The organism is Simplicispira metamorpha, assembly GCF_004341365.1.
GTDB lineage: Bacteria > Pseudomonadota > Gammaproteobacteria > Burkholderiales > Burkholderiaceae_C > Simplicispira > Simplicispira metamorpha.
Window position 1 is genome coordinate 165,116 of sequence record NZ_SLXH01000001.1, and the last position, 20,631, is coordinate 185,746.

At 60.0% G+C, this 20,631-nt stretch carries 30 protein-coding genes; 6 read left to right on the forward strand and 24 right to left on the reverse strand.

Annotated features, from left to right (window positions below):
- Window positions 1-71 precede the first annotated feature (71 nt).
- The 9 genes from EV674_RS00800 to EV674_RS00840 all read right to left on the reverse strand — a co-directional run bounded on the left by EV674_RS00800 (window position 72) and on the right by EV674_RS00840 (window position 7,248).
- Window positions 72-491 (reverse strand): F0F1 ATP synthase subunit epsilon, encoded by a 420-nt coding sequence (locus EV674_RS00800; protein ID WP_119014660.1) that lies wholly within the window; start codon window positions 489-491, stop codon window positions 72-74.
- Between the two features lie 75 nt (window positions 492-566).
- The gene (atpD, locus tag EV674_RS00805) at window positions 567-1,997 is read right to left on the reverse strand and encodes a F0F1 ATP synthase subunit beta (RefSeq protein ID WP_119014661.1); all 1,431 of its coding nucleotides are present in this window, start codon (window positions 1,995-1,997) and stop codon (window positions 567-569) included.
- Between the two features lie 35 nt (window positions 1,998-2,032).
- On the reverse strand, window positions 2,033-2,902 hold the full coding sequence (gene atpG / locus EV674_RS00810) for a F0F1 ATP synthase subunit gamma (protein ID WP_119014662.1): 870 nt from the start codon (window positions 2,900-2,902) through the stop codon (window positions 2,033-2,035).
- 18 nt (window positions 2,903-2,920) lie between these two features.
- The gene (gene atpA / locus EV674_RS00815; protein WP_119014663.1) at window positions 2,921-4,474 is read right to left on the reverse strand and encodes a F0F1 ATP synthase subunit alpha; all 1,554 of its coding nucleotides are present in this window, start codon (window positions 4,472-4,474) and stop codon (window positions 2,921-2,923) included.
- Between the two features lie 46 nt (window positions 4,475-4,520).
- Window positions 4,521-5,063, reverse strand: a complete 543-nt coding sequence (locus EV674_RS00820) for a F0F1 ATP synthase subunit delta (RefSeq protein WP_119014664.1) — start codon at window positions 5,061-5,063, stop codon at window positions 4,521-4,523.
- A gap of 10 nt (window positions 5,064-5,073) precedes the next feature.
- Window positions 5,074-5,544: a F0F1 ATP synthase subunit B gene (locus tag EV674_RS00825; protein ID WP_119014665.1), complete on the reverse strand. Its 471-nt coding sequence runs from the start codon at window positions 5,542-5,544 to the stop codon at window positions 5,074-5,076.
- A 34-nt stretch (window positions 5,545-5,578) separates the two neighbouring features.
- On the reverse strand, window positions 5,579-5,827 hold the full coding sequence (gene atpE / locus EV674_RS00830; RefSeq protein WP_091458130.1) for a F0F1 ATP synthase subunit C: 249 nt from the start codon (window positions 5,825-5,827) through the stop codon (window positions 5,579-5,581).
- Window positions 5,828-5,876: 49 nt separating this feature from the next.
- A complete protein-coding gene (atpB, locus tag EV674_RS00835) occupies window positions 5,877-6,755 on the reverse strand; it encodes a F0F1 ATP synthase subunit A (protein WP_119014666.1) in 879 nt (292 codons plus the stop codon).
- A gap of 19 nt (window positions 6,756-6,774) precedes the next feature.
- Window positions 6,775-7,248, reverse strand: coding sequence for an ATP synthase subunit I (locus EV674_RS00840; RefSeq protein WP_119014667.1), 474 nt, complete (start codon window positions 7,246-7,248; stop codon window positions 6,775-6,777).
- A gap of 282 nt (window positions 7,249-7,530) precedes the next feature.
- Here EV674_RS00840 and EV674_RS00845 point away from each other — a divergent pair, with 282 nt between their 5' ends.
- Genes EV674_RS00845 through lipA form a run of 3 tightly spaced genes read left to right on the forward strand, consistent with a single transcriptional unit; the run spans window position 7,531 to window position 9,556 of the window.
- On the forward strand, window positions 7,531-7,848 hold the full coding sequence (locus EV674_RS00845) for a YbeD family protein (protein WP_119014668.1): 318 nt from the start codon (window positions 7,531-7,533) through the stop codon (window positions 7,846-7,848).
- Window positions 7,849-7,868: 20 nt separating this feature from the next.
- Window positions 7,869-8,558 carry a lipoyl(octanoyl) transferase LipB gene (gene lipB / locus EV674_RS00850; RefSeq protein ID WP_119014686.1) on the forward strand — a complete coding sequence of 230 codons (690 nt, stop codon included), beginning with the start codon at window positions 7,869-7,871 and terminating at the stop codon, window positions 8,556-8,558.
- A 17-nt stretch (window positions 8,559-8,575) separates the two neighbouring features.
- Window positions 8,576-9,556, forward strand: a complete 981-nt coding sequence (lipA, locus tag EV674_RS00855; protein WP_119014669.1) for a lipoyl synthase — start codon at window positions 8,576-8,578, stop codon at window positions 9,554-9,556.
- 203 nt (window positions 9,557-9,759) lie between these two features.
- Here the strand turns inward: lipA and ptsP are convergent, their stop codons facing one another.
- The 3 genes from ptsP to EV674_RS00870 are packed head-to-tail and all read right to left on the reverse strand — an operon-like array spanning window position 9,760 to window position 12,273.
- Window positions 9,760-11,511 (reverse strand): phosphoenolpyruvate--protein phosphotransferase, encoded by a 1,752-nt coding sequence (ptsP, locus tag EV674_RS00860; protein ID WP_119014670.1) that lies wholly within the window; start codon window positions 11,509-11,511, stop codon window positions 9,760-9,762.
- Between the two features lie 49 nt (window positions 11,512-11,560).
- Window positions 11,561-11,830, reverse strand: a complete 270-nt coding sequence (locus EV674_RS00865; RefSeq protein ID WP_119014671.1) for an HPr family phosphocarrier protein — start codon at window positions 11,828-11,830, stop codon at window positions 11,561-11,563.
- Between the two features lie 35 nt (window positions 11,831-11,865).
- Window positions 11,866-12,273: a PTS sugar transporter subunit IIA gene (locus EV674_RS00870; RefSeq protein ID WP_119014672.1), complete on the reverse strand. Its 408-nt coding sequence runs from the start codon at window positions 12,271-12,273 to the stop codon at window positions 11,866-11,868.
- 210 nt (window positions 12,274-12,483) lie between these two features.
- On the opposite strand from EV674_RS00870, the gene EV674_RS00875 reads away from it, so the two are divergent.
- Entirely contained in the window at window positions 12,484-12,987 is a 504-nt protein-coding gene (locus tag EV674_RS00875; protein WP_119014673.1) for a TlpA disulfide reductase family protein, read from the forward strand.
- A gap of 118 nt (window positions 12,988-13,105) precedes the next feature.
- Here the strand turns inward: EV674_RS00875 and EV674_RS00880 are convergent, their stop codons facing one another.
- Window positions 13,106-13,561 (reverse strand): c-type cytochrome, encoded by a 456-nt coding sequence (locus EV674_RS00880; RefSeq protein ID WP_119014674.1) that lies wholly within the window; start codon window positions 13,559-13,561, stop codon window positions 13,106-13,108.
- A gap of 186 nt (window positions 13,562-13,747) precedes the next feature.
- Here EV674_RS00880 and EV674_RS00885 point away from each other — a divergent pair, with 186 nt between their 5' ends.
- Together EV674_RS00885 and EV674_RS00890 are read left to right on the forward strand one after the other, a co-directional pair.
- Window positions 13,748-14,416, forward strand: coding sequence for a cytochrome b/b6 domain-containing protein (locus EV674_RS00885; protein ID WP_119014675.1), 669 nt, complete (start codon window positions 13,748-13,750; stop codon window positions 14,414-14,416).
- Between the two features lie 76 nt (window positions 14,417-14,492).
- Complete coding sequence (locus tag EV674_RS00890; RefSeq protein ID WP_119014676.1) at window positions 14,493-14,984, forward strand: GNAT family N-acetyltransferase; 492 nt, start codon at window positions 14,493-14,495, stop codon at window positions 14,982-14,984.
- A gap of 61 nt (window positions 14,985-15,045) precedes the next feature.
- Here the strand turns inward: EV674_RS00890 and EV674_RS00895 are convergent, their stop codons facing one another.
- The 11 genes from EV674_RS00895 to rplC form a co-directional block, all read right to left on the reverse strand.
- On the reverse strand, window positions 15,046-15,552 hold the full coding sequence (locus EV674_RS00895) for a peroxiredoxin (protein ID WP_119014677.1): 507 nt from the start codon (window positions 15,550-15,552) through the stop codon (window positions 15,046-15,048).
- Window positions 15,553-15,629: 77 nt separating this feature from the next.
- Window positions 15,630-15,899, reverse strand: coding sequence for a 30S ribosomal protein S17 (gene rpsQ, locus EV674_RS00900; RefSeq protein ID WP_119014678.1), 270 nt, complete (start codon window positions 15,897-15,899; stop codon window positions 15,630-15,632).
- Window positions 15,900-15,908: 9 nt separating this feature from the next.
- Entirely contained in the window at window positions 15,909-16,103 is a 195-nt protein-coding gene (gene rpmC / locus EV674_RS00905) for a 50S ribosomal protein L29 (RefSeq protein ID WP_119014679.1), read from the reverse strand.
- Between the two features lie 17 nt (window positions 16,104-16,120).
- The gene (gene rplP, locus EV674_RS00910) at window positions 16,121-16,537 is read right to left on the reverse strand and encodes a 50S ribosomal protein L16 (protein WP_119014680.1); all 417 of its coding nucleotides are present in this window, start codon (window positions 16,535-16,537) and stop codon (window positions 16,121-16,123) included.
- Window positions 16,538-16,540: 3 nt separating this feature from the next.
- On the reverse strand, window positions 16,541-17,416 hold the full coding sequence (gene rpsC / locus EV674_RS00915; RefSeq protein WP_119014681.1) for a 30S ribosomal protein S3: 876 nt from the start codon (window positions 17,414-17,416) through the stop codon (window positions 16,541-16,543).
- Window positions 17,417-17,430: 14 nt separating this feature from the next.
- A complete protein-coding gene (gene rplV / locus EV674_RS00920) occupies window positions 17,431-17,763 on the reverse strand; it encodes a 50S ribosomal protein L22 (RefSeq protein ID WP_100412086.1) in 333 nt (110 codons plus the stop codon).
- 9 nt (window positions 17,764-17,772) lie between these two features.
- Window positions 17,773-18,051 carry a 30S ribosomal protein S19 gene (gene rpsS, locus EV674_RS00925; protein ID WP_047349368.1) on the reverse strand — a complete coding sequence of 93 codons (279 nt, stop codon included), beginning with the start codon at window positions 18,049-18,051 and terminating at the stop codon, window positions 17,773-17,775.
- 10 nt (window positions 18,052-18,061) lie between these two features.
- Window positions 18,062-18,886: a 50S ribosomal protein L2 gene (rplB, locus tag EV674_RS00930; RefSeq protein ID WP_119014682.1), complete on the reverse strand. Its 825-nt coding sequence runs from the start codon at window positions 18,884-18,886 to the stop codon at window positions 18,062-18,064.
- A gap of 2 nt (window positions 18,887-18,888) precedes the next feature.
- Window positions 18,889-19,203 carry a 50S ribosomal protein L23 gene (rplW, locus tag EV674_RS00935; protein WP_119014683.1) on the reverse strand — a complete coding sequence of 105 codons (315 nt, stop codon included), beginning with the start codon at window positions 19,201-19,203 and terminating at the stop codon, window positions 18,889-18,891.
- Window positions 19,200-19,820, reverse strand: a complete 621-nt coding sequence (gene rplD / locus EV674_RS00940) for a 50S ribosomal protein L4 (RefSeq protein ID WP_119014684.1) — start codon at window positions 19,818-19,820, stop codon at window positions 19,200-19,202. The genes rplW and rplD overlap by 4 nt, the downstream gene beginning before the upstream one ends.
- Window positions 19,820-20,494: a 50S ribosomal protein L3 gene (rplC, locus tag EV674_RS00945; protein ID WP_119014685.1), complete on the reverse strand. Its 675-nt coding sequence runs from the start codon at window positions 20,492-20,494 to the stop codon at window positions 19,820-19,822. Before rplC ends, rplD begins: the two co-directional genes overlap by 1 nt.
- Between the last annotated feature and the right edge of the window lie 137 nt (window positions 20,495-20,631).

The following is a 20,631-nucleotide window of genomic DNA, read 5'->3' on the forward strand; positions in this document are numbered from 1 at the left end:
TAAAAACAAAGCCGCCTTGAAAGGCGGCTTTGTTTCCATCCAGCGAACAAATGCCGCTGTGGCAGTGCAACTTAGCGTTTTTGGCGAAATTTGCGCAGCGCAGCGATCTGTGCAGCCATGATGGCCAGCTCGGACTGTGCACGTGCGAGGTCGATTTCACTTTTGGCATTTTTCAATGCCTCTTCAGCCGCTGCCTTAGCAGCATTGGCTTTTTCGTCATCAAGATCCTTGCCGCGCACAGCTGTGTCGGACAGCACCGTGACGCAGTGGGGCTGGACTTCGAGAATGCCACCCGCCACAAAAACGAACTCTTCGCTGCCGTCTGCCATTTCAATGCGCACCGAACCCGGTTTGATACGGGTGATCAGTGGCGTGTGGCGAGGATAAACGCCCAGCTCACCGGCTTCGCCGGGCAAGGCGACAAAACGCGCTTCTCCGGAGAAGATGGACTCTTCGGCGCTGACGACGTCGACATGTATGGTGTTGGCCATCTGGATTCCTTTGGAAGTCTACAAAAAGCGGTTCAAGCATGCACACGGGCACCTACAGGTGCCCGGCACACTGCTTTAGGCCATCTTCTTGGCTTTCTCGAAGGCTTCGTCAATGGTGCCGACCATGTAGAAGGCTTGTTCGGGCAGGTGGTCGCATTCGCCAGCCACAATCATCTTGAAACCACGGATGGTTTCAGCCAGCGTCACGTATTTGCCGGGGGAACCAGTAAACACTTCAGCCACGTGGAAAGGCTGAGACAGGAAACGCTGAATCTTACGGGCGCGTGCCACAGTCAGCTTATCTTCCGGTGCCAGTTCGTCCATACCCAGAATGGCGATGATGTCACGCAGCTCTTTGTAGCGTTGCAGCGTGTTTTGCACGCCACGGGCCACGTTGTAGTGCTCTTCGCCCACCACTTGGGGGTCCAGCTGGCGGCTGGTGGAGTCCAGTGGATCGACCGCAGGGTAGATACCCAATGCAGCGATATCACGCGACAACACTACGGTGGAGTCCAAGTGGGCAAACGTCGTGGCAGGCGATGGATCGGTCAAGTCATCGGCGGGCACATAAACGGCCTGGATGGAAGTGATCGAACCAACCTTGGTGGAGGTAATACGCTCTTGCAGGCGGCCCATTTCTTCGGCCAGCGTAGGCTGGTAGCCCACAGCGGAAGGCATACGGCCCAGCAGAGCGGACACTTCGGTACCAGCCAGCGTGTAGCGGTAGATGTTGTCCACGAAGAACAGCACGTCACGGCCTTCGTCACGGAACGACTCGGCGATGGTCAGACCAGTCAGGGCCACGCGCAAACGGTTGCCTGGGGGCTCGTTCATCTGGCCGTACACCATGGCGACCTTGGAGTCTTCGAGCTTCTCGAGGTTCACCACGCCGGAATCAGCCATTTCATGGTAGAAGTCGTTCCCTTCGCGGGTACGCTCGCCCACACCAGCGAACACCGACAGACCGCTGTGGGCCTTAGCAATGTTGTTGATGAGTTCCATCATGTTCACGGTCTTGCCCACACCGGCGCCACCGAACAAACCCACTTTGCCACCCTTGGCAAAAGGGCACACCAGGTCAATCACCTTGATGCCGGTTTCCAGCAGCTCTTGCGAAGGCGACAGTTCGTCATACGCAGGGGCTTTGCGGTGGATGGAGGCCGTCAGTTCCTGGCTAACGGGACCACGCTCATCGATAGGCGTACCCAGCACGTCCATGATGCGGCCCAACGTGGCTTTGCCCACGGGGACGGTGATGGGGTTTCCGGTGTTGGTCACCATGATGCCGCGGCGCAGGCCGTCGGAGGAGCCCAGCGCAATAGTGCGCACGATGCCATCACCCAACTGCTGCTGGACTTCGAGTGTCAGCGCCGTGCCTTCGAGCTTGAGGGCGTCATAAATCTTGGGCATCTGGTCACGTGGAAACTCCACGTCCACCACAGCGCCAATACACTGAACAATCTTGCCCTGAACGCGTTCGTTCACGGGGGTATTCGCTTGAGCCATTTTGCTTGCTCCAAAAAATATATCTGTTGAGCTGCTTACACAGCAGCGGCGCCGGCCACGATCTCGGACAGTTCCTTAGTGATTGCTGCTTGGCGGGTCTTGTTGTAGACCAGCTTCAACTCACCAATCACGGTACCGGCGTTGTCGGTCGCAGCTTTCATGGCCACCATGCGCGCTGATTGCTCAGACGCCATGTTTTCAGCCACCGCTTGGTAGATCAGCGACTCGACATAGCGAACCAGCAGCTCATCAATGACGCTTTGTGCATCCGGCTCATAGATGTAATCCCAGCCGTGGGCACCCGTCTTACCTGTCTGCATGGCATCGGAGGACAGGGGCAACAACTGCTCCACCACCGATTCCTGCTTCATGGTATTGATGAACTTGGTATAGCTCAGGTACACGGCATTGATCTTGCCTTCGGCGTACGCATCGAGCAGCACCTTCACCGGGCCAATCAACTTGTCCAAGTGTGGCGTGTCGCCCAAGCCCGTAGCCTGGGAAACCACCTTGGCGCCAACACGGTTCAGAAAACCCAGTCCTTTGTTGCCGATGGCCACGGCCTGTGCAGAAACACCAGCAGACTGCAAATCGCGCAGTTTAGTAGTCACTGCACGCAGCACGTTGGTGTTCATGCCACCGCACAACCCCTTGTCAGTGGTCACCACAATGATGCCAGCCGCTTTGGCATCGTTCACTTGCATGAACGGGTGCGTGTACTCGGGATTGGCCTGACCAAGATGTGCCGCAATGTTGCGGATTTTCTCGCTGTACGGACGGGCCGCTCGCATCCGATCCTGCGCTTTGCGCATCTTGGATGCAGCCACCATCTCCATGGCTTTGGTGATCTTCTTGGTGTTTTCCACCGATTTGATCTTGCCGCGTATTTCCTTGCCTGCTGCCATGATGGCTCCTCGTCCGGTTTAAGCGAACGACTTCTTGAACGCGCCCACGGCAGCGGTCAATGCAGCTTCAGCATCCTTGTCCATAGCCTTGTCTTTTTCCAGCTTTTCCAGCAAGGCAGCATGGCTGGTCTTGAGGAACTGGTGCAGGCCATGTTCAAAGGCCAAGACGTTCTTGACTTCGATGTCGTCCAGAAAGCCCTTGTTCACAGCAAACAACGTCGCACCCATCAAGGAGATGGACAACGGGCTGTACTGTGCCTGCTTGAGCAGCTCGGTCACGCGGGCACCGCGGTCGAGTTGCTTGCGGGTGGCATCGTCCAGATCAGAAGCGAACTGTGCGAAGGCAGCCAATTCACGGTACTGGGCCAAGTCGGTACGGATACCACCAGACAGGTTCTTCACCAGTTTCGTCTGTGCAGCACCACCCACACGCGACACCGAGATACCAGCGTTGATAGCGGGACGGACACCGGCATTGAAGAGGCTGGTTTCCAGGAAGATCTGACCATCAGTGATCGAAATCACGTTGGTTGGCACGAAAGCAGACACGTCGCCAGCTTGGGTTTCGATGATAGGCAAAGCCGTCAGCGAACCAGTCTTGCCCTTGACAGCGCCTTTGGTGAAGGCTTCAACATAGTCAGCGTTCACGCGGGCTGCGCGTTCCAACAAACGGCTGTGGAGATAGAACACGTCGCCAGGGTAGGCTTCGCGGCCTGGTGGTCGGCGCAGGAGCAGCGACACCTGACGGTAAGCCACGGCTTGCTTGGACAGGTCGTCGTAAACAATCAGGGCGTCTTCACCGCGATCGCGGAAGTATTCGCCCATGGTGCAGCCGGAGTAGGCCGAGACGTACTGCATGGCCGCCGATTCGGAGGCGGATGCAGCTACCACAATCGTGTAATCCATGGCACCGGCTTGTTCCAGTGCACGCACCACGTTCTTGATCGACGAAGCCTTCTGGCCGATAGCGACGTACACACACGTCACGCCCTGGCCCTTCTGGTTGATGATCGCATCGATGGCCACAGCCGTCTTGCCGGTCTGACGGTCGCCAATGATCAACTCGCGCTGACCACGACCGATAGGTACCATCGAGTCGATGGACTTCAGGCCGGTTTGCAGCGGCTGGTCCACAGATTTACGCGCAATCACGCCTGGAGCGACCTTTTCGATCACATCGGTCATCTTGGCGTTGATCGGGCCCTTGCCGTCGATAGGCTGGCCCAGTGCGTTGACCACGCGGCCAATCAGTTCAGGGCCAACGGGAACTTCCAGAATGCGGCCTGTGCATTTGACAGTATTGCCTTCGGAAATGTGCTCGTACTCACCCAAAATCACGGCACCTACGGAATCACGTTCCAGGTTCAGCGCCAGACCGTAGGAGGGCGTGCCGTCCGCCGTTGCGGGGAACTCCAACATTTCGCCCTGCATCACGTCCGACAGGCCATGAATGCGCACGATACCGTCAGACACAGACACCACGGTGCCCTGGTTACGGATATCGCTGCTGGCTGCCAGACCCTCGATACGGCTCTTGATCAGTTCAGAAATTTCTGCGGGATTGAGTTGCATGACTCTTTCCTTCTTTCTTTGTTTAGCCGAAACCCCAAGCCGCGCATTACGCAGTGAGGGCCGCTTTCATTTGTTCCAGACGTGCTTTGACCGAAGTGTCGAGCACTTCGTCTCCCACTACGACCCGAATTCCACCGATCAGGGACTCGTCCTGCTGCACGGTGAGATTGAGCTTGCGGCCAAAGCGCTTTTCAAGCGAGGCGCCCAGCCCGTCCAGCGCCGCGCTGTCCATGGGAAAAGCGCTGTACACGACGGCATCCGAAGAGCCGCTGCTGCGATTGACGAGCGCGCGGAACTGCGCTGCCACTTCGGGCAGGGCATCCAGGCGTCCGTTGTCGATGACAGTGCGCAAAAAATTGCGCGCCATATCCGGCAGGGCCGACTTGGCCACACCGGTGATGACATCAAAGACCTGCTCAGGACTGACCTTGGGGTTGTCGGACAACTGGCGCAACTGTGGGTTGGCGGCGATCGCCGCCAGTTCGTCCACCCAGGCAGCGGCAGCGCCCAGATCGACGCCCACACCCGCCGTGCAGGCCTTGAACAGGGCTTCCGCGTAAGGGCGGGCAATGGTGGCGATTTCGGCCATGGATGCTCCCTTACAGCTCAGTCTTCAGGCGGGACAGCAGATCGGCGTGAACACCGGCATTGACTTCCTTGCGGAGAATCTGCTCGGCGCCCTTGACAGCCAGCACAGCCACTTGCTCGCGCAGGGCTTCACGCGCCTGCACAGCCTGCTGCTGCGCTTCAGCTTGTGCAGCGGCAACAATCTTTTGGGCTTCTTCGGTGGCACGGGCCTTGGCCTCTTCGATGATGGCCTGCGCACGGCGATCAGCGTCGGCCAGACGGGAGGCCGTCTCGTTGCGCGTCTGCGACAGTTCCTTTTCGACACGCTGGTTGGCAGCGCTCAATTCGGACTTGGCACGGTCGGCAGCAGCGAGACCATCGGCGATTTTCTGGGCTCGTTCATCCAGCGCCTGCGCAATCGGGGGCCACACGAACTTCATCGTGAACAGCACCAGGATCAGGAAGACGATGGCCTGAACGAACAGGGTCGCGTTGATACTCACGGCAACACCTTTCTATTTGGGCGTTGAGGGGAGCTTAGGCCAGAACGAAGGGGTTGGCGAAAGCGAACAGCAGGGCAATGGCCACGCCGATCAGGAAAGCAGCGTCGATCAGACCAGCCAAGATGAACATCTTGGTTTGCAGTTCGTTGATCAGTTCAGGCTGGCGAGCCGAGGCTTCCAGGAACTTGCCGCCCATCAAAGCAATACCGATCGAAGCGCCGATAGCGCCCAGACCAACGATCAGACCACAAGCCAGAGCGACGAGACCGAGAATGTTTTCCATGATGACTCCTGATTAAAAAAAGAAAAGTTGAAAAAGAAAAGGGAAATGGTCAGTGGGCTTCATGCGCCTGGCCGAGGTAAATCAGCGTCAGCATCATGAAAATGAAGGCTTGCAGGGTGATGATCAAAATATGAAAAATCGCCCAGATCGAGCCTGCAATGATGTGCCCCACAGGGAGCAACACACCAGAGAGCGACATGGCAGCAGCACCACCCATCAGGGCGATCAGCATGAACACCAACTCACCAGCGTACATGTTGCCGAACAGTCGCATGCCATGCGAAACGGTCTTGGCAACGTATTCAATGACCTGCATGAGCAGGTTGACCACACCCAGAACCAGGGCGAAGACAGGATTCTTGCTGGTACCGAAGGGAGCGGTAACCAATTCGTGCGCCCAGCCGCCCATGCCTTTGATCTTGACGCTGTAATAAAAGCACAAGATCAGCACAGCAGAGGACAGACCCAGTGTGGTGGACAAATCCGCCGTAGGCACAACACGCAAATAGGCATGCGCCGGATCATGGCCCGCAGCGCCGTAGATTTGCGCCCAAATGACAGGCAGCAAGTCCACGGGCAACAAGTCCATGGCATTCATCAGGAAAATCCAGACGAACACGGTCAGTGCCAGTGGCGCAATGAATTTGCGGCTTTGTGCGTTGTGGATATTGGCCTTGGCCTGGTTGTCCACCATTTCCACCATCATCTCGACTGCTGCCTGAAAACGCCCGGGGACGCCGGAAGTTGCTTTGCGGGCAGCAAGCCAAAAAACGAACAATCCCAAAAAGCCCACCAACACGCTCACGATGACGGAGTCGTAGTTGATCACCGACATATCGATGATGGATTTTTGCTTGATGTTCTGAAGGTGCTGCAGGTGGTGAACGATGTATTCACTTGCAGTCGGAGCGTGCGCTTCTGCGGCCATCGGACAACTCTTCTCTTAATCAATCGGTTTTTCGGACACCAGACTGCACCATGAGCGCAATCCAGTACGTTTTCATCGTCACCACCATGCCAGCCAGCAGTGCCAGCCAACTCAGCTGCGCTACCAGCCGGGGCGCGGCCGCCAGCATGGCAACAGTCAACACAATCTTGACCATTTCCCAACCAAAGAACCCCACCATGGCCGCCCCAGGCGACCCAGCAAAGCGCTGACGGGCCATACCGCGCGCAAACAGCGCTGCGGGAACCACCACCGCCAATGCACCGTAACCAGCAGACCACCCTATCGGGGGCTTGCCAGAAACCAGTCCGGCTAACAAAGCCACCAGCCCACCCACCAGCGCCTGCACCACTACCAGCCGCCATACCGGGATGGCCCGGTGGCGACTGCGCCACGCCTGCGCTTCTTGTGCAGTCAGGGGCTTGAAGTCAGATTCTTCAGCCTCAGCTTCTGTCTCGGGAGCGATTGTTTTCATCGTTTGAAGCCCCCGCGCTACAGACATAAACTTTTACAAAGCCCCTGATTATAAGTAAAAACCCCTGCATTTCAGCAAAGACCTGCTTGTCTGGGGGCTGCGCCGTGCCTGAAAAGCACTGTTGTGGTGGCATTCCAACGCAATGCGCCACGGCCTGAAAGCCCCCGCGCAGACCTGACGTCCTGCGCTGCACACCCATACCAGGGCGTACAAAATTCATGTCCAACGGCCTCTGAAGCACAATACGCCTGCCCCTGAAGCTATTGAATTAAGAGCATTTGCATGACAACGCCCCCCATTTTTCACGCCAACGGCGCAGTGCCCCCCCCCGCCGATCCACGGAAAGATTCGCTGATCGAATATCCGTGTCTTTTTCCCCTCAAAGTCATGGGTGCCCAGGTGGAGGGTTTTGTCCAAGCCATCACAGAACTGGCGCAGCGCTTTGACCCCACTTTCGATCCGACCACCATTGAGCTGCGCCCCAGCAGCGGCGGCAAGTACGTGGGCGTGACCATCACCATCACCGCCACCAGCCGCGAGCAGCTTGATGACCTGTACCGCGCGCTGTCCGGCCATCCCATGGTCAAGATCGTGCTCTGACGCGCATGAGCGCCGCCGCCATGCAGACCCGTCTCTGGGGACATACACCCTATCTGCCGGTGTACCAGGCCATGCAGGAATTCACTGCCCAGCGCACCGCCAGCGAGCCTGACGAGCTATGGATTTGTGAGCACCCCGCCACCTTCACCCAAGGCCTGGCCGGGCGTGCCGAACACTTGCTCCAGCCCGGTGGCATTGCCGTGGTGGCCACCAACCGGGGTGGTCAGGTCACTTTTCACGGGCCGGGCCAGGTCGTGGCGTACCCGCTGGTGGATTTGCAACGCGCTGGCTACTACGTCAAGGAATATGTGTACCGCATCGAAGAAGCCGTGCTGCGTACGCTGGCGCACTTTGGTGTCACCGGCCACCGGGTGGCGGGCGCGCCTGGCATTTATGTGCGGCTCGATGATCCGCACAGCCACGCCCAGCTGCCCCAGCGCCCGCAACAACGCACGGGCAGCGCGCCGCCCGCGCCCGATTTCACCGGCCTGGGCAAAATTGCCGCGCTCGGCATCAAGGTCAGCCGCCACTGCACGTACCACGGCGTATCGCTCAACGTGGCCATGGACCTGGAGCCCTTCGGGCGCATCAACCCTTGTGGCTACGCGGGTCTGCAAACCGTAGACCTTTCTACAATCGGCGTCCACACCACTTGGGAAGACGCCGCGAATGTGCTGGCCCGGCAACTGTTGGCCCGCCTCGCGCCCTAACCTCTCCCGTACCAGCCATGAGCACCTCCGACGTCGTGCGCGAAGCACAATCCTCCGAAAACTACAACCCGCTGGCCAAGCAAAAGGCAGCCGCCAAACTCTCGCGCATTCCGATCAAGGTCGAGCAGGGCGAGGCACTGAAAAAACCCGACTGGATTCGCGTCAAGGCGGGCAGCCCCACCACGCGCTTCTACGAGATCAAGGACATCCTGCGCGAGCACAAGCTGCACACCGTCTGCGAAGAGGCCAGCTGCCCCAACATCGGTGAATGCTTTGGCAAGGGCACGGCCACCTTCATGATCATGGGCGACAAGTGCACGCGCCGCTGCCCGTTCTGCGACGTGGGCCATGGCCGCCCCGACCCGCTGGACAAGGATGAACCGCTGAACCTGGCCAAGACGATTGCAGCGCTGAAACTGAAATACGTGGTCATCACCAGCGTGGACCGCGACGATCTGCGCGACGGCGGTTCAGGCCATTTTGTGGAGTGCATTCAGCACATCCGCCAGCTCTCGCCGCAAACGCAAATCGAGATTCTGGTGCCCGACTTCCGGGGCCGCGACGACCGCGCACTCGACATCCTCAAGGCCGCGCCACCCGACGTGATGAACCACAACCTGGAAACCGCGCCGCGCCTGTACAAGGAAGCGCGCCCGGGTTCGGACTACCAATTCAGCCTGAACCTGCTGAAGAAGTTCAAGGCGCTGCACCCCAACGTGCCGACCAAGAGCGGCATCATGGTCGGCCTGGGCGAGACGGACGAGGAGATTTTGCAGGTCATGCGCGACATGCGCGCGCACGGCATCGACATGCTCACCATCGGCCAGTACCTGGCGCCCAGCAACAGCCACCTGCCGGTGCGCCGCTATGTCCACCCCGATACCTTCAAGATGTTCGAGGAAGATGCCTACAAGATGGGCTTCAGCCACGCCGCCGTGGGCGCCATGGTGCGCTCAAGCTACCACGCCGACCAGCAGGCGCACGCAGCGGGCGTATAACTACCAAAGTGATAGCTGCTTGCGCTTACTGTGCAAGGCTTTGCGCCTGATTTGATCTGAAATTTTGGCCTCCGGCACCTTGCCGGAGTGCTGGAAGTGGCTGCCGCAGCGGCCAACGCAATCGGGCAGCCTGAAAAAACCCACCAAAACAGTGCCAAGCGCCCGCACAATGGGCGCTACCAGCTATCAAATAAAGAGCGCCATCAAGCCCCCAACAGGGCCGATGGGTCTTCCGCGGTCAGCACCTGCTGGGCCCAGGACGCCAGCTTGCGCGTGTCCGCGCGCAGCACCTCTTGCTTGACGGCCAGAATTTGCGCCGGGTGCATGGAAAAGCTGCGCAGGCCCAGGCCCAGCAGCAAGCGCGTCATGGTGACATCGCCCGCCGTCTCGCCGCACACCGAAACGCTTTTGCCTTGCGCCCGGCACGCCGCGATCACCTCGGTAACCAGGCGCAGCACGGCTGGGTGCAGCGGGTCATAGAGGTGCGACACCGCCTCATCGGTGCGGTCAATGGCCAGGGTGTACTGGATCAGGTCGTTGGTGCCGATGGACAAGAAATCAAAGTACCGCAGGAAGGTGTTCACCATCAACGCAGCCGCCGGCACCTCGACCATGGCGCCCAGGCGCACTGCGCCATACACCTGGGGGCGCGCATCCAGCTCGGCACGGGCCAGGGCCACCTGCGCCAGGGCTTGGTGGATCTCGCTGGCGTGGGCCAGCATGGGAAACAGCACGTTGATCTGGCCGTGGGCCGCCGCCCGCAGCACGGCGCGCAACTGGACGCGGAACATGGCCGGATCGGCCAGGCTCCAGCGGATGGCGCGCAGGCCCAGCGCGGGGTTGAGGTGGTCGTCTTTGTGCGTCTTGTCCAGGGGCTTGTCGGCGCCGATGTCGATGGTGCGGATGGTTACGGGCAGGCCCTGCATGCCCTCTACCGCGTCCCGGTAAGCCTGGTACTGCTCTTCTTCGTCAGGCAGGCTGCCATTGCGCCCCATGAACAGGAATTCGGTGCGAAACAGACCCACGCCCACTGCGCCGGCCCGCACGGCCACAGCGGCATCGGCGGGCTGCTCGATGTTGGCCAGCAGTTCAATGCGCTGGCCATCCAGGGTAATGGAGGGCGTGTGGCGCAGGCGTGCCAGGCGCTCGCGCTCCAACTCCATCTGGCGCTGGCGAAAGCCGTATTCGGCCAGGATGATGGGCGACGGATCGACGATCATCACGCCCGCATCGCCGTCAATGATGACCCAGTCGTCCTGGCGCACCAGCTGGCTGGCCACACGGGCGCCCACCACGGCGGGGATGTCCATGCTGCGCGCGACGATGGCGGTGTGCGATGTCTTGCCGCCCACGTCGGTGACAAAACCGGCAAACACGCTTTTCTTGAATTGCAGCATGTCGGCGGGCGAGAGGTCGTGGGCCACCAGCACCAGGGGCACGTCCATGGTGTCGTCCAACAGCAAATCCTGCGAGGTCTTGCGCCGCGATGGCGGCGGCGGCGCCACCGGGTGGGCCACGCCCTTCATGGTGCGCAAGATGCGCTCGACCACCTGCTCCAGATCGGCCTTGCGCTCACGCAGGTAAGCGTCTTCCATTTCATCAAACTGGCGCGCAATCACTTCCAGCTGCGTTGTCAGCGCCCACTCTGCGTTGTAGAGGCGCTCGGTGATCCAGTGCTTGACGCCGCTGGTCAGTGCCTCGTCTTGCAGCAGCATGAGGTGTACGTCGAGCAGCGCCGCCAGCTCGTGCGGGGCGTCGTGCGGCATGTCGTCTTGCAACCGCTGCAGCTCTTCGGCCACGGCGTTGCGGCCCCGTCGCACGCGCTCGATCTCGGCGGGCACCTGGTCGGGCTCGATGAAGTAATGCGCCACATCGACACGGCTGGAGCCCACCAGCACGGCACGGCCAATGGCGATGCCGCGCGCAACGGCCAGGCCCGGAATGGAAAACGTCATCCGCACCTCCTGCGCAGGCTACGGGCAATGGCGGCCACCTGCAGCGCGCTCATTCACCCTCGCCAAACTTGTCGGCCAACAGCGCAAGCAGGGCGTCCATCGCTTCCTGCTCCTGGGCGCCTTCGGTTTCTATCTCGACCTGTGAGCCGATGCCGGCAGCCAGCATCATCACACCCATGATGCTTTTGGCATTGATGCGGCGGCTGCCTTTGCTCATCCAGACCTCGCAGGGAAAACTGCCCGCCAGCTTGGTGAGCTTGGCCGATGCGCGGGCGTGCAGGCCCAGTTTGTTGCTGATGGTCGCGGTCGTCTTGATCATGGAAAACTTGGAGTTCTGGTTGCAAAGGGGCTCACTCAAGAGCACACGCCAGGTGCGCCAACCGGCACCTGCATCACCCCTTGGGTGCCGCCGACCAGGGCGCGCTGCACCAGGGCGTCAAGCGGCTCGGCGCGGTAGCAGACGGCGCGCAGCAGCATGGGCAGGTTGATGCCGGTCACCAGGCTGGCTTGGCGGCCCTGCACCAGGCGCTGGGCCACGTTGCACGGCGTGGCACCGAGCACGTCGGTCAGCACCAGGGTGGGGACATCACCACCAGGCTCCAGCAGGCGCTGGACATCGGCCAGAGTGTCCTCGGGCGCAGCCTGGGGCGGCACATCGAAGGCCAGCACGCTGTGGGCGCTGTCGGCAAACACATGCAGGGCGCATTCGCGCAGGGCGTGGGCCAGCGGGGCGTGGGCAATGATCAGAATGCGTGTGCTCATGGGAAAAATCACGGTGTGGGTGGGATTATGGCTGCGCCGCTGCCGTGGGTACCGTATGGACGGCATTGCAACTGCCGGAGAACTATTGGCCCACAGGCGCTATCCCAGCATGGCAATAGGTTCCTGGCGCCACAGGGGCTTTGGCACACCCAAGGTGCAGTGCCAGCACAATCGCGCGCTGGGATGTTTTTATCCAGAGAAAGTTTTTGTATGCGTACCAAACATGCCGCGATGGCACTGGCACTGGCCGTTTTTGTGGGTGTAGGTGCCTGGGTGGCCTGGGGGGCGGGCAAATCGCCAGCGCCGGAATCGACGTTTGTGCTGCTCGACGGCACCCACCACACCACGGCCAACATGCGTGGCCGCGTCACACTGGTGAATTTCTGGGCCACCAGCTGCACCACCTGTGTGGCCGAAATGCCAGAGTTGGTCGCCACCCACCAGAAGTACCAGGCCCAGGGTTTTGACACCGTGGCCGTGGCCATGAGCTACGACCCGCCCAGCTACGTGGTCAACTTTGCGCAAACCCGCAAGCTGCCGTTCAAGGTGGCCATCGACAACACGGGCACCGTGGCCCGCGCCTGGGGCGATGTGCGCCTGACGCCCACCACCTACATCGTCAACAAGCGCGGCGAGATCGTGAAAAGCTACATCGGCGCGCCGCAGTTCGATGAGCTGCACCGCCTGATCGAAAAGCTGCTGGCCGAAACCTGATGGCAGTGCAGGCATACCAGATGCCTGCACGCCCCGGTTTGATATAAAAACAGCCTCAAACGCCCGTCCAGCGGGCGCAAGTAGCTATCACATCAAGAGCAAAAAGCGCTGTGGCAGCTTACTTGTTGCGGTAGGCGTCGTGGCAGGCCTTGCAGGTTTTGGCAGCCTCGCCAAATGCGGCCTTGAGGTTGTCCAGATTGCCCGTCTTGGCGGCAGCGGCCAGCTTGACGGATTCGGTCTCCAGCTTGGTGGCGTGCTCTTTGTATTTGGCCTGTTCTGTCCAGATTTCGGGTTTGGCCTTGGTGGGCGCGCCCTTGTCGGTGCCAGGGCCAAAGGCGGCCCAGGGCAGCCGTGCCATGCTGGCAACGATGTCTGCGTTTTCTTGTGCGGCTTTGGCGTCAAAAGGCACTTTGCCGTTGGCCATGGCACCGATGCGACCAAAATGCTGGCCCAGCACAAAAAAGCTGGCTTGGCGGTATTCAATGGCGTCTTCGGCCTTGGCAAACTGGGCCGCAGCGGGCACCGACACGGTGGCAGCGGCTGCAGCCAGGGCCAACAAAGCAATGGTTTTCATGGGGATTCTCCTTGGTGAAAGCAGTGGAACAAAAGCAAAAAATGCCGGGTCGCAGTATGGCTGCTGTGTGTGCAAGCGGCGTGTAAAGCCGGAGTTTTTCACTCTTGTACACACAGCCCGGCACCACCGCAGCTGCCACACTGCTGCCTCTTTTTGACACGGCGCCCTACAGCGCTTTTTGCATCTATGAATCACACCGTTCGCGTCTGGGATCTGCCCACCCGCATTTTTCACTGGTCTTTGGCTGCGTCCATCGTGGCGCTGGTGGTCAGCGCCAAGCTGGGGGGCAACGCCATGGTCTGGCATTTCCGCTTTGGCTATGCGGTGCTGGCACTGCTGCTGTTCCGGCTGGTGTGGGGCCTGGTGGGCGGGCGCTGGTCGCGTTTTGTGGCGTTTTTGTATTCACCAGCGCGCCTGCTGCGCTACCTGCGCGGCCAGGAGCACCCCGAAGATGCGGTGGGCCACAACCCGCTGGGGGCGCTATCGGTGTTTGGCCTGCTGGGGGCCGTCGCCCTGCAAGTGGGCACCGGTCTGTTCAGTGACGACGAAATCGCATTTGCCGGCCCACTGACGCGCTTCGTCTCCAACGACTGGGTCAGCCAGGCCACAGGGCTGCACAAAGACATAGGCCAATACCTGGTCTTGGGCCTGGTGGCACTGCACCTGCTGGCCATCGTGCTGTATGTGCTGGTCAAGCGCCAAAAGAGCATGGTGCGCGCCATGGTGGTGGGCGACAAGGTACTGCCCACGCCGGTGGCCCCCTCCCGCGACGATGCGGCCTCGCGCCTGCTGGCCCTGCTGGTTCTGGCGCTGTGCGGTGGTGTCGTCTGGTGGCTGGTCGGGCTGGGGGGCTGACCCCGGGTGAACGCGCTGGTGGCCACAGGCCGGGCACCGCTACACTGGGCTTTCCGTTAGCTGAGCCCTGAGTGCCGTGGACACCCCTTCCGTAACCCTGTCAAACCCCGTCACCCCTGAAGACCTGGACACCGTGCGTGCGCTGTTCCAGGAGTACGCAGACAGTCTGGAGATTGATCTGCACTTTCAGGGTTTTCTGGCCGAACTGGACGCTCTGCCCCATCCGTATGTGGCGCCGCGTGGTGCCCTGCTGGTGGCCCGGGTCGATGGGGCCGTGGCGGGCTGCTGCGCCTTGCGCCCTTTTGACAACGCCGATTACCCCAATGCCAGCGAAATGAAGCGCCTGTACGTGCGCAAAGCGTTTCGCGGTTTTGGCCTGGGCCGACAACTGGCCGAAGCCACCCTGGACTTGGCACGGCAGGCGGGCTACGCCTGCGTCTTGCTGGACACGCTGGACGACATGGAGTCCGCGCGTGCCCTTTACGCTGATTTGGGGTTTGAGGAGATTCCGCCCTACTACCACAACCCGATTGCAGGCGCGCACTACCTCAAAGCTGATATTTTTTAGCGATTTTGGCTGCCAACGCCCGCGCAGCAAGCGCTGGCAGCTCTGTTTTTTATAGCAAATATCAGGCGCGCGCCTGGGCCAACAAGGTGTCGGCATCACTGACCGTAAACTGGCCTGGCCCTTCCACATTGAGCTGCACCACTTTGCCATCCTTGACCAGCATGGAGTAGCGGTTGCTGCGCAGGCCCAGGCCCTTGCCTGTCAGGTCCAGCGTCAGGCCGGTGGCCTTGGTGAAAGCAGCATCGCCGTCAGCCAGCATCCGCACCTTGCCAACGGTTTTCTGGTCACGCGCCCAGGCGCCCATGACAAAAGCGTCGTTCACGGACACACACCAGATCTCATCGACACCTGCAGCCTTGAATTCGTCGGCCTTGGCCACAAAACCGGGCACATGCTGGGCCGAGCAGGTGGGCGTGAACGCCCCCGGCACGGCAAACAGGGCAATGGTCTTACCCGCAGCAGCCTCGGCCACGTTCACGGGGTTGGGGCCGAGACTACAGCCGTTGCCCTCGGTATCCATAAACTCCACCAAGGTGGTAGCCGGAAGGGTGTCGCCAATGTTGATCATGCAGGTCTCCAAAAAAGAAAAACGACCCACATTGTGGGTCGTTTTCAGGGGCTTTGCAGCGCAGCGCCGTGAAGGCGTTACACCAATGCGGCCTTTGTTACCAAGCGGGTAGCCACCCAGTTCTTGGTCTTGGAGAGCGGACGGCTCTCGGTGATTTCAATCACGTCACCCGTGTGGAATTCGTTGTTTTCGTCGTGCGCGTGGTACTTGCTCGACTTGCCAACGATCTTGCCGTAGAGCTCGTGGGTCACACGGCGCTCGACCAGCACGGTCACGGTTTTTTCACGCTTGTCGCTGACCACCTTGCCAATCAAGGTGCGCTTGAGGGATTTTTTAGCTTCCGTCATGTGGGCTCCTTACTTGGCGGCTTGCTTTTCAGCAAGAATGGTCTTGGCGCGGGCGATGTCACGGCGCGTAGTGCGCAGCGTGCCCGTGTTGTTCAGTTGTTGCGTAGCCTTTTGCATGCGCAGACCGAAATGGGCTTTTTGCAAAGCCTTGATTTCTTCCTTGATGCCAGCGACGTCTTTTTGGCGCAGTTCAGCAGTATTCATATCAGTTTCTCCTGAAATCACTGACCCACCATGCGCGAGACAAACGTCGTGCGCAGGGGCAGCTTGGCAGCGGCCAGACGGAAGGCTTCGCGGGCGAGTTCTTCGGGCACACCGACGATCTCAAACACGATCTTGCCAGGCTGGATTTCGGCCACGTAGTACTCAGGATTGCCCTTACCGTTACCCATACGCACTTCGGCAGGCTTGGTAGAAATGGGCTTGTCCGGAAACACGCGGATCCAGATACGACCACCACGCTTGACGTGGCGGGAGATTGCACGGCGTGCAGCCTCCAGCTGACGGGCCGTCAGACGGCCACGGTCGGTGCACTTCAGACCGAAATCACCGAACGCCACCGAGTTGCCCCGGGTAGCGACGCCAGTGTTGCGGCCTTTTTGTTCCTTGCGGAACTTGCGGCGAGCAGGTTGCAGCATCTTTTATTCTCCTTTTCCGTCCGCTGCTGTAGCGGGCGCGTCTGCTTTACGAACGCGCTTAACGGCATCGGCACCAGCGCCGGCGGGTTTGTCGCTGCCATCGGCAGGCGCAGCGTTGGCACCTGCTGGGCGGCGTGGACCACCACGGCCAGCACCAGCACGGTCGCCACCAGGGCGGCCATCACGGCGGGGGCCACGGGGACGGCGCTCTTCGTCTGGACGCGGTGTTTCCACAGCGGGCAGATCGTTGCGACCCAAGGTGTCACCCTTGTAAACCCAGACCTTCACGCCGATCACGCCGTAAGTGGTCTTGGCTTCAGAGGTGCCATAGTCGATATCGGCGCGCAGCGTGTGAAGTGGCACGCGACCTTCGCGGTACCACTCACAGCGGGCGATTTCGATACCGTTCAAGCGGCCGGACGACATGATCTTGATGCCCAGGGCACCCAGACGCATGGCGTTTTGCATGGCACGCTTCATGGCACGGCGGAACATGATGCGCTTTTCGAGCTGCTGGGTGATCGAGTCAGCGATCAGCTTGGCATCGATTTCAGGCTTGCGCACTTCTTCGATGTTCACTGCCACTGGCACGCCCAGGCGCACAGCGAGTTCCTTCTTCAGGTTCTCGATGTCTTCGCCCTTCTTGCCGATTACCACGCCCGGACGTGCCGAGTAAATGGTGATGCGGGCATTCTTGGCGGGGCGCTCGATCAGGATGCGCGAAACCGACGCATTCTTCAGCTTGGCCTTGAGGTACTCGCGCACCTTGATGTCTTCGGCCAGCATGCCAGCGAAGTCACGGTTGCTGGCGTACCAGCGGCTTGCCCAGTTACGGCTGACCGCCAGGCGGAAGCCGGTAGGATGGATTTTCTGTCCCATAGTCTTCCTTGGCCTCAGTTGCCAACCGTCACGTACACATGGCACGTGGGCTTGCTGATGCGATTGCCGCGGCCTTTGGCGCGCGCGGTGAAGCGCTTGAGCGTGGTGCCTTGTTCGACGTAGATGGTCTTGACCTTCAATTCGTCGATGTCAGCGCCATCGTTGTGTTCGGCGTTGGCAATGGCCGACTCCAGAACCTTCTTGACGATGCCCGCAGCTTTTTTCTGCGTGAAGCTCAAGATGTTCAAGGCTTGGTCAACCTTCTTGCCGCGGATCAGGTCAGCGACCAGACGGCCCTTATCGACCGACAGACGGACGCCCCGGAGGACTGCACGTGTTTCAGACATGGTCGTTCCTTATTTCTTCTGGACTTTTTTGTCCGCGGGGTGACCCTTGAAGGTGCGCGTCAGGGCGAATTCGCCCAGTTTGTGGCCCACCATCTGGTCGGTGACATACACCGGCACGTGCTGCTTGCCGTTGTGAACGGCGATGGTCAGACCGATGAAATCGGGCAGAACCATAGAGCGACGCGACCAGGTTTTCACTGGCTTCTTGTCCTTGGTGGCGATGGCTTTTTCAACCTTGGCCAGCAAGTGATGGTCAACAAACGGACCCTTTTTGAGAGAGCGAGTCATTTGCTACCCCTTACTTCTTGCGACGCGACACAATCATGCCTTGTGTGCGCTTGTTGTTGCGGGTGCGATAACCCTTGGTCAGATTGCCCCAAGGATCGACGGCATGACGGCCTTCACCAGTACGACCTTCACCACCACCATGGGGGTGATCCACCGGGTTCATGGCCACGCCGCGCACTGTCGGGCGAATACCCATCCAGCGCTTGACACCGGCCTTGCCCAGTTGGCGCAGGCTGTGCTCTTCGTTGGCAACTTCACCAATGGTGGCGCGGCATTCGATGTGGATGCGGCGCACTTCGCCCGAGCGCATACGCACTTGGGCATACGTGCTTTCGCGGGCCAGCAGCGTAGCCGAAGCACCTGCCGAACGGGCAATTTGCGCACCAGCACCGGGCTTGAGCTCGATGCAGTGAATGGTCGAACCGACGGGGATGTTGCGGATAGGCAACGTGTTGCCAGCACGGATCGGCGCTTCGGAACCGGACATCAGCGTGCTGCCGACTTCCAGGCCACGGGGAGCGATGATGTAACGACGCTCACCGTCGGCATAGCACACCAGAGCGATGTGGGCCGTACGGTTGGGGTCGTATTCAATGCGCTCGACCTTGGCGGCAATGCCGTCTTTGTTGCGCTTGAAGTCCACCACACGGTAGTGGTGCTTGTGGCCACCGCCCTTGTGGCGGGTAGTGATGTGACCATTGTTGTTACGGCCAGCTTTCTGGAACTGGGGTTCCAGCAGCGGGGCGTAACCATCGCCCTTGTACAGGTGGTCACGGGTAACCTTCACCACAGCACGTTGGCCGGGCGAAGTGGGTTTCATCTTGATGACAGCCATGATTACGCGGCCTCCCCGGACAGGTTCAGCTCTTGACCGGGCTTGAGCGTCACATAGGCCTTGCGAACGTTGTCGCGGCGGCCCATGGTCTTGCCAAAACGCTTGGTCTTGCCTTTGGTGTTCACCACAGACACGCCCTTGACCTCGACCTTGAACATCAATTCCACAGCGGCCTTGATTTCAGTCTTGGTGGCGGTCTGCAGCACCTTGAACGTCACAGCATTGGACTTTTCAGCAACCATGGTGGCCTTTTCGGACACGATGGGAGCGACCAGCACCTGCATCAGACGACCTTCGTCAAACTTGGGGCTATTCATGCGAACATCTCCTTGAGCTTGTCGATCGCGCCCTTGGTGACGATGACCTTCTTGTAATGCACCAGCGACACGGGATCGGCGTAACGGGGCTCAACGACGAGCACGTTCACCAGATTGCGGGAAGCCAGGTACAGGTTCTCGTCCACTTCTTCGGCAATCACCATGACGGATTGCAGGTTCATAGCCTTGAACTTATCGGCCAGCACCTTGGTCTTGGGCGATTCGAGTTTGAGCGAATCCACCACAGCCAGACGACCTTCACGGGCCAGCTGCGAGAAGATCGAAGCCATACCAGCGCGGTACATCTTCTTGTTGATCTTCTGGGTGAAGTTTTCGTCAGGCATGTTCGGGAAAATCCGACCGCCCCCACGCCACAGAGGCGAAGACGTCATACCAGCGCGAGCGTTACCCGTACCCTTTTGCTTGAAAGGCTTTTTGGTCGAGTGACGGACTTGTTGGCGGTCTTTCTGGGCACGGGTGCCTTGGCGACCGTTGGCGCGGTAAGCGACCACGATCTGGTGAACCAGATCTTCGTTGTATTCACGACCGAATACGGTTTCAGGAACATCCAGCTTGGATGCGCCTTGGCCTTGGTCATTCAGGAGTTCGAGCTGCATTAGTTCGCTCCTTTGGCGGCTTTGGCCTTGATGGCGGGACGCACGCTCACGAACCCACCCTTGGAACCGGGGATTGCGCCCTTGATCAAGAGCAGTTGACGCGCTTCGTCGATGCGGATGACATCGAGGTTTTGCGTGGTCTTGGTGACGTCGCCAAGGTGGCCCGTCATGCGCTTGCCGGGGAACACGCGACCGGGGTCTTGTGCCATACCGATGGAGCCGGGCACATTGTGCGAACGGCTGTTACCGTGCGACGCGCGCTGCGAGGCCATGTTGTGGCGCTTGATCGTACCGGCGTAGCCCTTACCGATGGAAGTGCCTTGCACGTCCACTTTTTGGCCCACGGAAAACACATCGGTCACGGGAACCGTGGCACCAGCGGCGTACTTGCCAGCAGTATCAGCAGTGACGCGGAATTCCTGGATGATTTCACCGGCTTCCACACCTGCCTTGGCAAGGTGGCCGGCTTCTGGCTTGGTCACGCGCGAAGCTTTGCGCGAACCGAAAGTGACCTGCAAGGCCACATAGCCATCGTTCTCTTGGGTTTTGATCTGGGTCACGCGGTTGTTAGACACATCCACCACTGTGACGGGCACTGCGTCCCCATCATCAGTGAACAGACGCATCATGCCCACCTTGCGGCCCAGCAACCCCAGGGAGTTGCTCAGACTCATTTGTTTCTCCAAAACTTCCACCGCCGCGACTTCAATTGGCCCCGGCGTTGCACTCTCGTGCATGAAAGACGGTTGATAAAACTTCGCCTGTTTGCATATGACTTGCACACACAAAACAGGCGAAGCCGCAAAGTATA